This is a genomic window from Methanolobus tindarius DSM 2278, from assembly GCF_000504205.1.
Taxonomy (GTDB): Archaea; Halobacteriota; Methanosarcinia; order Methanosarcinales; family Methanosarcinaceae; genus Methanolobus; species Methanolobus tindarius.
In genome coordinates this window covers 795214-809207 of record NZ_AZAJ01000001.1, presented here as the reverse complement: position 1 = coordinate 809207, position 13994 = coordinate 795214, and the positions used below count along the sequence as shown (strand labels likewise).

The following is a 13994-nucleotide window of genomic DNA, read 5'->3' as shown; positions in this document are numbered from 1 at the left end:
GGACTTCGAATTAATTTGTGAAGGTCGGATAATCTGATATCGAAGCTGTGTTTGTCATAAGTTCAAGTGATGACTGATATATGTGGTAAACACAGCAAATTTTTTAACGAGTGAATATATATGGCATCTTCTCAGGAAAATGTAAGTTCTGTTCATGCTATTAAAAATGATTATCAAAAAACAAGAAAAAGAAAAGTCATCATTATTGGTTTTTTATTTTTCCTGTTGATTGCTATTGTGGGATTTGCCTCTACTATAGGGGTTATAAATTTCTCAATTACTGAGGTCTATCATACAATATTTGATCACTTTTTTCCAGGATATTTTCAGGTAAGCGGAAAAGCAGAGAGGGTTGTCTGGAATATTAGGCTTCCAAGGGTCTGTCTTGGAATTCTTTCAGGTATTGGTCTTGGGCTTGCAGGTGCGATAATGCAGGGGATTCTAAGAAATCCATTGGCTTCTCCATATACGCTGGGCATTTCCTCTGCTTCTGGTTTTGGTGCTGCGGTGGCAATTACACTCGGTTCCGGTTTACTGGATGGTGAATATCTTATCATCGGAAATGCGTTTGCAGGTGCACTCATCTCTTCCATTGTGGTTCTCGCACTTTCCGGGAAAAAGGGTACCAGTCCTGAAACAATGCTACTTGCAGGTATTGCAATGATGTTCCTTTTTTCATCAAGTGTTGCATTGCTCCAGTATTTTGCAAGTGATGAAGCAGCAAAAGAAGTTACTTTCTGGCTTATTGGCAGCCTGTCCTATGCTGATTGGGACAAAGTAAAAGCAATATTTATTGTACTGGTCCTTACGGTTCCTTTGCTTATGTGGAAAGCACGCGATCTCAATATAATCATTGCAGGTGATGATACTGCAAAAAGCCTGGGTCTGAATGTTCCAAAGATCAGAGTTATGTTAATGGTGCTTGCTTCTTTACTAACTGCCAGCATTGTTTGTTTCACAGGTACGATAGGATTCATTGGTCTTGTGGCACCACACATAACCCGTATGATAATCGGAGGTGATAATCGCTTTGTATTTCCTGTATCTGCTTTGGTCGGGGGAGTTTTACTCTCTGTTGCAGATATCGTTGCAATAACTGTGATGTCTCCGATTATATTACCCATCGGAATTGTCACTTCGTATATGGGTGTTCCACTGTTTATGTATTTGATAGTCAGGAAAAGAAAGGATTACTGGTGAATATGGTTTTGGAGTTGAAACTAATATGAGAATGATCTTGCAGGGTGTCAGTTTTGATTATTCCAGTTCTTCTGTGTTAAAGGATGTTAATATGGAATTGCATCCGGGTGAGATTCTGGGAATCATCGGGCCCAATGGTGCCGGGAAGTCAACACTTATCAAATGCATTGACAGGATTCTGGATCCGCAAGGATCTGTGATGCTTAATGGTTCTGATATGGGTAAAATGGATCGTATGGATGTTGCAAAATGTATTGCTTATGTCCCACAGTCTCCTGATATCTCATTCCCGACTACCGTGCTGGATACTGTTCTTATGGGCAGGAGACCACATTCTTCATGGAATTTTTCCCAAAATGACATTGATAAGGCGTTGAATGCTCTTGATATGTTGAATATTTCAGATCTTGCAATGAGGGATTTTGCCGAGATCAGCGGAGGCCAGCAGCAAAGAGTGTTTATTGCCCGTGCAATTGCCCAGGAAACTGGTATTATGCTGCTGGATGAGCCTACAAGCAGTCTTGATATCAAGTATCAGATGGCCCTGATGGAGATTCTGAAAAAGCTGGCGGGTGAGTTTGATATTTCAGTGGTCATGGCTATTCATGATTTGAATATGGCAGTCCGCTATTCTAACCGCCTTCTTTTGATGTCAGGTGGAAGGATTGTAGCTGCCGGAGAACCTCTGGATGTTCTGAATGAGAATAACATGAGGGTACACTATGGTGTTGAAGCTGTGGCTAAAAGTGAGAATGGTGTTCCTTACATTGTCCCTCTGAAACTGGTTTAGAATTGTTTTCTTAATTATAATTTGAGAAAAAAGTGTACAAAAACATGTTTTTATACGCAACATTAATATGTTAGTGTGTTATCTGTTAGTTGCTTCTTTTGCGGGGGTTGCCCAGCCTGGCCAAAGGCGCAGGGCTTAGGACCATATTCATAGGGCTTCATAGCATTTCTATGAAAAATAGATATCTCATTGCGTAATATTAATATGTGAACAATTTATTTAATGACTACTCTTCTTTATGCGGGGGTTGCCCAGCTTGGCCAAAGGCGATGGGCTTAGGACCCATTCTCGTAGGAGTTCGTGCGTTCGAATCGCACCTCCCGCATCATTTACTATGTTATGATGGTTTTGATTTTGAATGTGAGGATTCTGTCCTGCATTTTATCTAGGTAACCTATTTCAATCCTTGTTATAATGGATCTTGATTTAGAATTGCATATTACAAAGTTCGGCATAAGTTGGGATTTCGGTTTCAATCCTTGTTTTAGTGGATCTTGATTTTGAATGTGGGGGCTGAAGCATGAGTCTTTTTGATGACTTCAGTTTCAATCCTTGTTTTAGTGGATCTTGATTTTGAATAAGATGGCGTGAAAACAAAAGGTGTTGAAATATTCCAGTGTTTCAATCCTTGTTTTAGTGGATCTTGATTTTGAATTTATGATTTAATTTCTGGTCCTTTCCAGGTATCCAGGTTTCAATCCTTGTTTTAGTGGATCTTGATTTTGAATTCGGTGATAAGTTCTTTGACAAGGCACTCAAAGACAGTTTCAATCCTTGTTTTAGTGGATCTTGATTTTGAATCCCGCCAGCGGCAATAGCAGGTACTACAATTAACTTATGTTTCAATCCTTGTTTTAGTGGATCTTGATTTTGAATTGTAATGAAGTTGATACATGGGTTGATGCATCCTAGTTTCAATCCTTGTTTTAGTGGATCTTGATTTTGAATTTAGTTTTTGCCGGGATTCCTGAAGGATCCTAAAAGTTTCAATCCTTGTTTTAGTGGATCTTGATTTTGAATTTTATGATTTAATTTCTGGTCCTTTCCAGGTATCCAGGTTTCAATCCTTGTTTTAGTGGATCTTGATTTTGAATCAAACAAGGAGACGAGATTTGACAATACCCTTATCAGGTTTCAATCCTTGTTTTAGTGGATCTTGATTTTGAATCAACAGTGATTGAAACAATTGAATATGAATCTGTTTGTTTCAATCCTTGTTTTAGTGGATCTTGATTTTGAATAAGAAGAGGAAATCATTTTCGGATAGTTCCCATAAGTTTCAATCCTTGTTTTAGTGGATCTTGATTTTGAATCCGGCAGTGGGGGGATTACTCTTGTATGAAGTGTTTCAATCCTTGTTTTAGTGGATCTTGATTTTGAATTCGAGGCTGTAATCATGTGGGCGGAGGGGCAATAATGTCGTTTCAATCCTTGTTTTAGTGGATCTTGATTTTGAATACCCTTTTTTTAGGGGGCTTTCAAATGGTAAACCTGTTTCAATCCTTGTTTTAGTGGATCTTGATTTTGAATTATAACTATGAATGGCATGCTTCCTACAGGAGTATGTTTCAATCCTTGTTTTAGTGGATCTTGATTTTGAATATTATGGCAAGTACTCCCGCTACAATGGATTTTACTTGTTTCAATCCTTGTTTTAGTGGATCTTGATTTTGAATAAAATTGAATCTAGAGTAGAAACTTGTGAGAACTAGTTTCAATCCTTGTTTTAGTGGATCTTGATTTTGAATCAATCAGGCAGAAGCAAAAGAAGATACAGAAAAAATGTTTCAATCCTTGTTTTAGTGGATCTTGATTTTGAATAATCCAATATCATTACATGCCTGTATGATTATATTAGTGTTTCAATCCTTGTTTTAGTGGATCTTGATTTTGAATGACCTGAGACCACCGGCTACAATATCAGGCACTACAAGTTTCAATCCTTGTTTTAGTGGATCTTGATTTTGAATCGGCGTGCAGACATACCAAGAACACCGGCAACTATCAGTTTCAATCCTTGTTTTAGTGGATCTTGATTTTGAATTACAAATCCTCCATATAGCGAAGCCATTGATTTTATGTTTCAATCCTTGTTTTAGTGGATCTTGATTTTGAATATATCATTAGAAGAATATAAAATGCTAGTAGAATGTTTCAATCCTTGTTTTAGTGGATCTTGATTTTGAATGTTAATGAGCTATTTTGAAACAGAGGCTAATCATGGTTTCAATCCTTGTTTTAGTGGATCTTGATTTTGAATGACATGGAAGAACCTGCAGGTTCCCCATAATAAAGGAAAGTTTCAATCCTTGTTTTAGTGGATCTTGATTTTGAATAATATAAAGAAAACCCTAATATGAAGGGTTTTAAAGGTTTCAATCCTTGTTTTAGTGGATCTTGATTTTGAATCATACATTACCAATATACTATAGTACTCTATAGTATTGTTTCAATCCTTGTTTTAGTGGATCTTGATTTTGAATACAGCTTTAAGTAGGGTTATGCTTTATAGGGAAATATAGTTTCAATCCTTGTTTTAGTGGATCTTGATTTTGAATACGGTAACCAGCCGCGATGCTCCACAGTCCATTTACTGTTTCAATCCTTGTTTTAGTGGATCTTGATTTTGAATAATCTGTTTTAATCAGTGCGAACAGTTCGTCCTAAAGTTTCAATCCTTGTTTTAGTGGATCTTGATTTTGAATACAAGCCTTCTTTTATCTCAAAAATATCTAATCTATGTTTCAATCCTTGTTTTAGTGGATCTTGATTTTGAATTTACTTGATTTTTCTGAAATGTCTATACTTTCAGGTTTCAATCCTTGTTTTAGTGGATCTTGATTTTGAATTTGTATCTACAAGGGAGATACCGATAGATCCTTTCTCGTTTCAATCCTTGTTTTAGTGGATCTTGATTTTGAATAATTCATCATCTAATGAATCATTCATATATGATTCATGTTTCAATCCTTGTTTTAGTGGATCTTGATTTTGAATGGTCTATGCTATCATTCCAGTGAGGAAATAATAGTCTGGTTTCAATCCTTGTTTTAGTGGATCTTGATTTTGAATAGCGCAAATATTTCCTGTTATTAGCAAAATAAACCTTTAAATTGCTTCTTTCAGAACACGCTAATTCTTGTTGCAAAATTATTGAACTCCTTATAAGTATAAGATAACTATGTCATGCACATATATTTCTGTAGCAACAATCAATACATTTGTTCTTTGATTTTGTTGCTTGTGGGTATTTTCCTTTGTCAACTATCTGTATAATGTCTTTGATGATGTCATTAGCCTTTTTGAAATCTGATAACTTAAAAGCTAATTCCTTAATCATACTGTTACTACGAGTATAGCAGATATATCCTTTTTGAACTTCTATGTTGTAATTCTCTTTTATCAACAATGCCTGTAGAACAAGTTGATATTTGTAAGTTGAGAATACCTTATCTTTATATTCTGCAAACTTATATTCCAAAGGAGCAGCAGTATTATCTTCTAAAAAAAGTACTTCATCCACTATTCCTTTTATGTGGTGGGCTTTGGAAACGACATAGACTTCGGATTCTTTGCTAATACAGTTTAGTTTCTTCCTCACATATTCTCTGTTTGTCATTTGCCGCTTTTTATGAACATCTCTTCCTTTGATGACCTTGAATCTGTTTTCTTCATGTTGAGGTATATCCAGGCAGTACATAAAATAGATAAATCTGGGGCAGAATAGATATTCCAGCACGTCTGAAATAGTAATTATTGTAGAACTTTCACTTTCTAGCTCTTCCATGATATCCTCAGAAGAAAGTTGTTAATACTTCATCACTAACAAGCTCTTTATCAAAAGCCTGTCCTATCAGTTTGACCTTTCTGAATGATTCATCATCCATTGGGAAAATATAAACTGAATCTACTTCTGGGTCTATTAGATCTTCACATTCAATTGCAAGAGAATCCCTTTGGTTTGCATTGAGATCGCCCAGAAAGACACTTTTTTGAACCCTGTAAAGGCCATAGTTCTTGCATTTATCACTGACTTTTTTTCTGATTGGATCATCAGCAATGTCATATATTACCCACACTAACATTTCTTCACCTTTTCATTTTATTAGTTCATTGGCTATTTTGTGGCAATCATACTGTATTGTATTTCTGATCTTGATATTTCTGCCATGATATCCAATACTCTGGTCTAAGGCCTCATTAAGTGATTGTATAAGTAGAGCTTTGCCTTCTTTGTTAAGACTAAGGCCATTTGGAATCTTATCAAAGTATTCTTCTTTGACCTTTCTTTTAGAGAATAGATTAACAACAGTTCTGTCAACATGGATACGATACATCTCTATAAGGTCAAAGACAAGAGATTTTTTGTTATAGTTGTCAGTATGCATAAACCCTACATATGGATCAAGTCCTGAGAGGATACAGGCTTTTTCTACCATTGAATAAAGAACTCCATATCCATAATTAAGTAGGCAATTGAATTCATCCACCGCAGGATTTCTACTTCGTCCTTCAAATTTCCATTTTTCAGGCATTATGTAGCTAAGTGCATTAAAATAATGTCTTGAAGACATGCCTTCTATTCCCATTATAGTTCCTCTTGCTTCATCCAGAACGCCATCAAGCTCAAGGAGTTTATGTATCATTGTATTTATATTTGTAATGTATTCATCCATTTCTTCCCGTTTTTCAGGACGGTTCTTTTTTAGATCTTTCAGGAATTCGATCTGATTGTTGATCTTGATCTCTATCCAACCTCTTGCTAGTTTGAATCCCTGTTCTTTATTTGCTATCTCAAGCTGTTTTCTACGGATGAGTACGGTACTTCCTAATTTGGAATGCCATACTCTTCCATATGGATCTCCGAAGTGGTCCAGAAATACTATGTCAATATTATTTTCGACAGCAAACTTGATGGCATCGGTTGTGATGGTTGCTGATGTGGTTATAAGGATACTTTCAACTTTGTTGGCGGAGACTTCGAATACCTTGTCTTCGTTCTTTACAAGAAAACAGTTCTGTTGTTTTTTGAGGTAGGAGCCACGTGAATTAATTACAAGTTGCATTTTTTCACCGTCCCAAATCCACGTGATACGGATTTACCTACGCCCAGGTAGTCTGGGATCTGAAAGTTTGTGACAAAGGAGCCTTTGAAAGCAAGTATCTCGTTTCCTTTCAGACTTGAACGACGGGCTTTCAGTTCGGTATGGCATTTAATCCTTTCAGGAACTTGGTAGTTCAGGGATTTTGACATAGAAAGCATGTTACCTGTCAGATTCCTGTTGAGTAGTTCTGTTTGTTGTTCTTTATCAGAAGAAAGGTATTTTCTGTGATTTTCCTGATTTAGTGCGAACCAGGGTGTTACAAAATCGTATTTAATCAGTTTTTCAGATATTCCAAAATCTTCTTTTTTGTAGTTTATTCCTCGCTCTACAATTTCATACTCATTGCCGTTAAGGTTGATCTTGTCGTATTCATCGTATATCTCTTTGAGCACTTCTGCACCATCATTTATTCCGATTACTGTGGGTGTTTGACCTATCATTTTGTATTGGACCATTGGGTACTGGTAGATGAACTTGTCAGTGTTATGTTGGTGTAAGAGGTTGTATTCGTTGAATTTGGTGGCAAAGAAGCCTCTAAGCTGTGCACCGGATCCTTTGATGGGGCGGGTGGAGGTGAGGGTTAATCTAAAAATCTTCAATTCTATCAAAAAATCAATGCTCCTTCTTCTTTTGCTATAAATCCTGTTTCTTTATTGTACCATTCACTCAGTATTTCAAGTGAAACATAACTTATTTCGGTATTAGAATCAACTAAAGATGGGACTTTAGCTTTTGGAACCGAAATTACATACTCATAGAACTGCTTTTTAAAATTCAAGAATTTGTTTTTCCTTTCAAGTGAGTTCTTGATTTCACGAAGTGCTTTGAATTGTTGCCAAATATCATGGGCATTATCATCAATTTCAATGAATACATCTGCTTTTTCATAATCATTTTCAATCAGATGGAAATTTTCCTTGATGTAATCAAAACGCATATTATGTAAGGCATCCAGGATTTTTTTTGCTTCATCTTCACTTTGAGTTTCTTTTATCTTTTTGAAATACTCATTGTTTAGTTCCAAAAACTCCTTTTCTTTAATGATACCAGTTCCATCTAAGGTTTCTTTGGTTTTATCAATCAGAAAGGTGGAATAGATATATTTGTAGTATTCTTTTCTCTCATCTTTGAGAATGAATACTTTTACTTCTCCCTTCTTTTTGATATCAAAATTCCTATTACATCTTCCTGCAACTTGGTTAATAGAGTCCAAAGTACTCATGTCTCTATAAACCACATCAACATCAATATCAACACCTGCTTCTATCAATTGAGTGCTTACTATTACTCTCCGTTTTTCAGTGTTCTTTATTTGTTTAATTCTTTCAAGGCGTTCTTTTGGAGTTATATGTGTTGAAAGATAAAAGTAGTCAACGGATTCTTTTTTCGAAAATGTGAGATGCTCATATACTTTTTTACTTGCATTGATGGTGTTTAAAACGATTAAAAAATCATTATTTTCCATTGTTTCAATGTCTAATCTAACCTTTTCTTTGAAATCATCTAAACTCATAGGTTCAGGTAAGTACTGAAGGCTAATTCGATCAAATTTGGAAAAATAGTCATTCTTATTCTTTGCAAGTTCAACAATTTCTCTTTCATTTTCATTATAAATAAGAGGTTGTGTTGCAGTAACAAAGATAAAATATGTGTTTAGATGCTTGGATAATGTTATAATAAGTTCTTTAAAAAGTAGCCAATACTTATGTGGAATAGATTGAACTTCATCGAGAATAACAATGGAATTAGCAATGTTGTGGAATTTTCTTAATGATCGATTTCTATTCGATATCAGAGAATGGAAAAACTGTATGAATGTGGTGACAACTATTTCAGAATTCCAACCTTCAATTAATAAAAGTGCTTTATCTTCTTTAAACTCATCATCTTGAAATGTGTACTGAATATCTGACAAGTGGTGATGTTTTAATAGTGTAGATGTATCTGGTTCATCTTCATAAATTGTTTTAAAAACATCTTCGAATACTGAATAATTCTGATCTATTATGCTCAAAAAAGGCAAACTGTATATTATTTTTGGAGAATAATTGAGTTCACTCTCTATCTTTTCTCTTAATTTTAATGACAATGAGAATGAAGTAAGTGTTTTTCCTGTGCCAGTTGGAACATTCAAAGAATAGATTCTATGATCAAGATTTATGTTCTTAATTTCATCTGTAACATCAGAATAGATTAGATTTCGAATGTTGTTAATTCCTTCTTCTGTTTTATCCCATTTTTTAAATTTACGATATTCATCCACTAATAATGGACTAAGATTTGGTCGAGTAGGCATATTGAGGCTTGCAGCATCCGTTTTGTCCGAGTTTAAAAGAATCGAATATAGAAGTTGAAAGAGTATATAACTATATGTTGAACTTTCATTTTTCAAGTGCCTTATTAGTTGCCTTTTGCTTTTTTTAATTTCTAAAGACAATGATTCTATTTGCTTCAAAAAATCGTTGGTATCTATATCCGTTAAAAGTGATTGATAAATCTCTGTGATTTGCTTTGGATCAATAGCTTCAGCTTGCTTTTTTAAATATTCAATTTTGTCATCATCTAGTGCAACCAATTCAAAAATAGGGTTATCCAGGTTACCATGATGCCTTTTTACAGCTAAATATCCAAATAATGGTATAAAAAAAAGCTCCTCGTTTTTTTCTTTAAGATACTGTTTTAGCACATAGTAGGCAAAGACAGCAGAAATTAATCCATGTTGGGTAAGAGGATTGTTTTTAAGCGTCAACTTACGTTGTTCATCTCTTTCTCTTATATAATCTTGAAAATAATGTGTGGCTTTACCAAAGTCATGGCAGGCACCAATTATATATGATATATCTGCAAGAATATTCACATCTAAATTTTCAAAATTTAAATTCTTTGAATTAATAGTAATCCTACTAATATCTGCAACATTTTTAAGATGAATGTAGAGTGTTTTCTCGGGGTGAGAGAGTAGTTCATAAGAAGACAATTCTCTCACCATTATCAAGTTCCCAATACGTGTCAAATTTTGCAATGATGGGTTGACCATTACGCTCAAAAGCTACTTTAGAATATTCCAGTACAGTTCTATCCTCTGCCATTTCAATAGGTAAGGTTTCATGGAAATACTCGCCACCATTTTCATCAAACCTTATTTTTAAATTTGAATTTTGTTTGACTGGAATTGCGGAATCTATTACTACAAAATCTTCGGTTCCATTTTTCAGTTCTACACTGAATTCTCCAACAAACACAAAATTTGCAATATGTTCACTAAGTCCAAGACAGGGTGTATAAAATGACTGATGTTGTGTAAGGTATGAATGCAGTTTTTCATATAATTCAGCTTCTTTATGGCTAAAATATATTCTAAACCTTGCATCTTTTAGAAGTTCGAAGCGTATTTGTGTACGGTTCTTTATTTTACCCATCACTAGTGCAGTTTTGGTGTCAATTAGATTTTCAGAAAGTCTAACCTTTTTTACTGGAGACAACAGTTTCACAGCAATATCAGCTTTATCTTTTGAGAAATAACTAAGATATTCTGTTTTATCAATGCCAATAATTGCTGCAATTAAGCCACATATTGCAGTTCGTGGTGGTATGGAAAAAGTGAGGGGTGATGTGGTGGTATAATACTTCCTGAAATGAGCATATTCTCCCCACACATCGAATGCAAGTACTTTATCCACTTTAACACCTAAAACTTCAGTTCTTTGATTGATAATTTAGTATTATTTAGACATTCACTGAGAGTTGTTTCTTTTCCATCAAATAACAACTTCACTCTGTCGTCTATACAGTATTCAACGTTATCAATAGTCTCAATGTTTTTAGAGAAGGCACTGATAAGTTGTGAAATATCTAAATTTATCTGGGAAACATCACGTATTTCGTCATCTGGTATGTTTGAATCAAGTTTTAGCATATTATTCAGATCACCGATGTGATAGTTTTCTTTTTTGTAATTGATTTTTAGAATCAATCTTGGAACCTGACCTACTTTTGATCTAGATATTAGGCTTTTTGTTCCATTCCACATTCCATCTAAAAGCAATTTTATGTCATCTTCCGTCAATCGTGTTTCTTTTGCAACATTTTCATTTATGATACCATAGAAACAAATAAGCGAATAAGGTAAAAAATCTTCTTCTCTGAAGGTTTTTTGCGATGCACCTTTTTTAGATGCAAATGCTCCAGTTCCTTTGAAATGTTTTGTAAAAACTTTATGCAATGAACGTCCTATTTTAAATTGAACTGGACCTGTATGGGTAATTGAAGAACTTTTGTTAGTATCTTTTTCAATGGGAAGTGTGACACCAAACAATCTGACATCAATACAATCTTTGAGAACATTTTCATCAATAATTTTTTTCATCTCTGGCAGACTAATATCTTTTTTGTCTACAGCCTTGCCATTTTCCAGTAAAAAGTCTTCAGCTCTGAGTTTTGCATCTTGGATATGACCTTCGTCATCTTCAATTTCACGAACGAATATCTCTTGTTCCTTAAATTTATACAGGTAATCTCGAATTGTTCTTTTTAGTCTTACATCTGTAACAAGATTAATTCCAGTTTCTTCATCTATCCTAGGTCTATTCTCATCGAGAGGGTCACCATTGGGGTTCGAATCTTTTACGTCATACAAAAATAATAATTCTGAACGATTTGAAATTACGTCACTCATCTGCATTCTCTCCTTGGTTCTTAAATATGTATGAAAGGTTCATTCCAAGAACATAATAGAAATTGATTTCATCTTTGGATATATTCCAGTCATTACCTGCTTGTAGCATATATTTTGAAATTAAAGTTTCAAGGTCTAAGTAGTAATTTTTTCCATATTCTTCAAGTTTATTTTGAATTTCAGGGAAGAGTTTCTTTACAAGTTTCTCATCTAGTTTTAAGCCATGTAACTTTGTTCTGAAAGGCGATGCTCCTCTATCATGCCACTGAATATTCAATAAGTACTGTGTGAGAGCACCCTGCAAGAAAATAGCTCTTTTTGCAGGTTGGTTAAAAAAATCAGGAAACTCACTAAAAAGTTGATTCGCTTTTTCATCAATAGATGTGTTACATTTATTTAAGGTATCATCAAAATCAGTTCTCACTTTATTCTCTCCATTGAAATTGTCTAACAGACCGAGATAATTTATATAGTCTAGTAGCTGAAGGCCTTTGAGGGTAGAATCAATTGTACTTCTGTCATTCACAAAGTCTCTCCTCACTTTGTCCACAATTTTTTTCACCAAAAAAGTATAACTAAGTGTCTGATTTGAAAATATATTATTTGCGATTTCCAAAAAATACTTAGTACCGTCTTGTTCTTGGTTACTAAATAAATACCATATATTACCAAATGTAAAGGAGAGTGGATGATTCCTTTTGTAAAGATTATTAAAAGTACTTTTTTTATCCACTATTTTTTTTATTTCAAACAATTTTCTTAATCTGGAAGGAAGAACATCTTCTACATAAAGTAGAATCCTAAAAGCAGCATTTGTTTTCTCAAAAAATAGAATGTTGTTACTAAGTGTGTTACTTTGATTTGAAAGAAGCTCAAATATCTCTTCTTCAGTTTCAGACAACAGTCTTCCATATTCTTTTTTGATGGTTAAATTTCCATCAAGTATATTTTCGTTATAATCCTCAAATACTTCATATATATCACTGCTTCCATTTTGTTGAAGAAGTTTTGGGATTATATAATAATTTATACCATATGATTTGTACTTATTGTATTCTTCCAAATACTGTTTTCCAGCCTCAAGAGCAAGAGAACATTTAAGGCATACTGGATAGTTTTTCCAAGATTCACTTCTGTCAAATCCACCACTGACAAATCCGGGCTTATCTACATTATAAAATTTATATGTAGTAACTAGTCCATATACTTCTTCACTTTCATGATTACATACAGAGCAAACTTGATTATGTCCTATGGAGTCAATTTTGTATGTAGCTGAGTGAGATAAATTTTGAGAATAGTATTGTTCCACTATTTTTTTAAAAACATTGATGTCTCCTATATATTGAGGAGAGAGGTTTGTAGCATTTATAACTAAAGTAATGATAGCATTTTCATTTTTTGCAAAATCACTACTTTTTTCAGTTAAATCATTTAAAATAATATCTTTGTTAATCTCCAAGCAGTCATATATGCTCTCAAGAAACTTTGATTCAACTTCTTCTATATCTAAATTCTTGTCATTGAGAACTTTTCTAAACCAAGCAATTGTTTTGTTGTTCCATGTTTTATCTAACGTAGTAATTTTAGAAGTAGGGGATAAATCTGTCCCTCTAGAAGATCCACCTTTATATAGGTACTTTTCCTTCTTTTCTTTACTATATTCTTCAAGCTGAATGCCACCGTACGTGAATTCAGTTTCAGTTTCAGTTTCAGTTTCATTCAGAATTATTGCTAAAATATGTTTGTAAGTTGGAGATGATGCAGGGTCTTCAATTATAATTTCGATAGGATTCTCTGGATTTTTTTCATCTTTTTTTAGTGCATACTCTCCAATCTCTTTGATTGCTTCAATCACAGCATTTCACCAATCCCTACAATGTCATTACGTTGTAAATTACTAATAAACGTTTCTATTTGTCTTTGAGTGTATGTTTATTATTGCTGTTGATAATAATATGAGGTTGGAATGTATATTCTACTTTAAATTCAGTAACATTTTTAGTAAAAATAGAATCAGCTGCCATTCAATTTCTCCTACCACCCATAAATAGAGTAAAGTAATGATTATCCTTAGGATAGGGACATTTTGGCGGTTTCCGTCCTCGCTGCCCCCGTGCTACTGCGGGCGGCGCACCGCCTTGCATTGTTATTAGACGCACTGTCGTCCTCTGCTCCGGTAGGTGCTCGGACCACAGTGCTTCAAGATGGCTGGTGCACCGAT

10 protein-coding genes, 1 tRNA gene and 1 CRISPR repeat array are annotated in these 13994 nt (G+C 34.3%); of the genes, 3 read left to right on the top strand and 8 right to left on the bottom strand.

Annotation, left to right across the window (positions count from 1 at the left end; translation table 11 throughout):
- Window positions 1–120 precede the first annotated feature (120 nt).
- The 3 genes from METTI_RS03760 (at window position 121) to METTI_RS03750 (ending at window position 2315) form a co-directional block, all read left to right on the top strand.
- Window positions 121–1200, top strand: coding sequence for a FecCD family ABC transporter permease (locus METTI_RS03760; protein WP_023844491.1), 1080 nt, complete (start codon window positions 121–123; stop codon window positions 1198–1200).
- Between the two features lie 25 nt (window positions 1201–1225).
- A complete protein-coding gene (locus METTI_RS03755; RefSeq protein WP_023844490.1) occupies window positions 1226–1990 on the top strand; it encodes an ABC transporter ATP-binding protein in 765 nt (254 codons plus the stop codon).
- Between the two features lie 240 nt (window positions 1991–2230).
- Window positions 2231–2315 (top strand) — tRNA-Leu (locus METTI_RS03750).
- 71 nt (window positions 2316–2386) lie between these two features.
- A CRISPR array of direct repeats spans window positions 2387–5062; the repeat unit is 37 nt; unit sequence GTTTCAATCCTTGTTTTAGTGGATCTTGATTTTGAAT.
- A 112-nt stretch (window positions 5063–5174) separates the two neighbouring features.
- Here the strand turns inward: METTI_RS03750 and cas4 are convergent.
- The 8 genes from cas4 to METTI_RS03710 are packed head-to-tail and all read right to left on the bottom strand — an operon-like array spanning window position 5175 to window position 13628.
- Window positions 5175–5777, bottom strand: a complete 603-nt coding sequence (gene cas4, locus METTI_RS03745) for a CRISPR-associated protein Cas4 (RefSeq protein ID WP_023844489.1) — start codon at window positions 5775–5777, stop codon at window positions 5175–5177.
- Window positions 5778–5784: 7 nt separating this feature from the next.
- Complete coding sequence (gene cas2, locus METTI_RS03740) at window positions 5785–6075, bottom strand: CRISPR-associated endonuclease Cas2 (RefSeq protein ID WP_023844488.1); 291 nt, start codon at window positions 6073–6075, stop codon at window positions 5785–5787.
- A 12-nt stretch (window positions 6076–6087) separates the two neighbouring features.
- Complete coding sequence (gene cas1, locus METTI_RS03735; protein ID WP_023844487.1) at window positions 6088–7056, bottom strand: CRISPR-associated endonuclease Cas1; 969 nt, start codon at window positions 7054–7056, stop codon at window positions 6088–6090.
- Complete coding sequence (locus tag METTI_RS03730) at window positions 7044–7694, bottom strand: CRISPR-associated endonuclease Cas6 (protein ID WP_245596080.1); 651 nt, start codon at window positions 7692–7694, stop codon at window positions 7044–7046. The genes cas1 and METTI_RS03730 overlap by 13 nt, the downstream gene beginning before the upstream one ends.
- 5 nt (window positions 7695–7699) lie before the next feature.
- Entirely contained in the window at window positions 7700–10072 is a 2373-nt protein-coding gene (locus METTI_RS03725; protein WP_048135782.1) for a CRISPR-associated helicase/endonuclease Cas3, read from the bottom strand.
- Window positions 10059–10775 (bottom strand): type I-B CRISPR-associated protein Cas5b, encoded by a 717-nt coding sequence (gene cas5b / locus METTI_RS03720; RefSeq protein ID WP_023844484.1) that lies wholly within the window; start codon window positions 10773–10775, stop codon window positions 10059–10061. The genes METTI_RS03725 and cas5b overlap by 14 nt, the downstream gene beginning before the upstream one ends.
- Before the next feature lie 8 nt (window positions 10776–10783).
- On the bottom strand, window positions 10784–11770 hold the full coding sequence (gene cas7b / locus METTI_RS03715; RefSeq protein ID WP_023844483.1) for a type I-B CRISPR-associated protein Cas7/Csh2: 987 nt from the start codon (window positions 11768–11770) through the stop codon (window positions 10784–10786).
- Window positions 11763–13628, bottom strand: coding sequence for a TIGR02556 family CRISPR-associated protein (locus METTI_RS03710; protein ID WP_023844482.1), 1866 nt, complete (start codon window positions 13626–13628; stop codon window positions 11763–11765). The genes cas7b and METTI_RS03710 overlap by 8 nt, the downstream gene beginning before the upstream one ends.
- Window positions 13629–13994 lie beyond the last annotated feature (366 nt).

What these genes read in the sequence shown, in the direction of transcription:
- METTI_RS03760 (WP_023844491.1), top strand. Translation starts at nt 121, where the DNA reads ATGGCATCTTCTCAGGAAAATGTAAGTTCTGTTCATGCTATTAAAAAT.
- METTI_RS03755 (WP_023844490.1), top strand. Translation starts at nt 1,226, where the DNA reads ATGAGAATGATCTTGCAGGGTGTCAGTTTTGATTATTCCAGTTCTTCT.
- cas4 (WP_023844489.1), bottom strand. Translation starts at nt 5,777, where the DNA reads ATGGAAGAGCTAGAAAGTGAAAGTTCTACAATAATTACTATTTCAGAC.
- cas2 (WP_023844488.1), bottom strand. Translation starts at nt 6,075, where the DNA reads ATGTTAGTGTGGGTAATATATGACATTGCTGATGATCCAATCAGAAAA.
- cas1 (WP_023844487.1), bottom strand. Translation starts at nt 7,056, where the DNA reads ATGCAACTTGTAATTAATTCACGTGGCTCCTACCTCAAAAAACAACAG.
- cas7b (WP_023844483.1), bottom strand. Translation starts at nt 11,770, where the DNA reads ATGAGTGACGTAATTTCAAATCGTTCAGAATTATTATTTTTGTATGAC.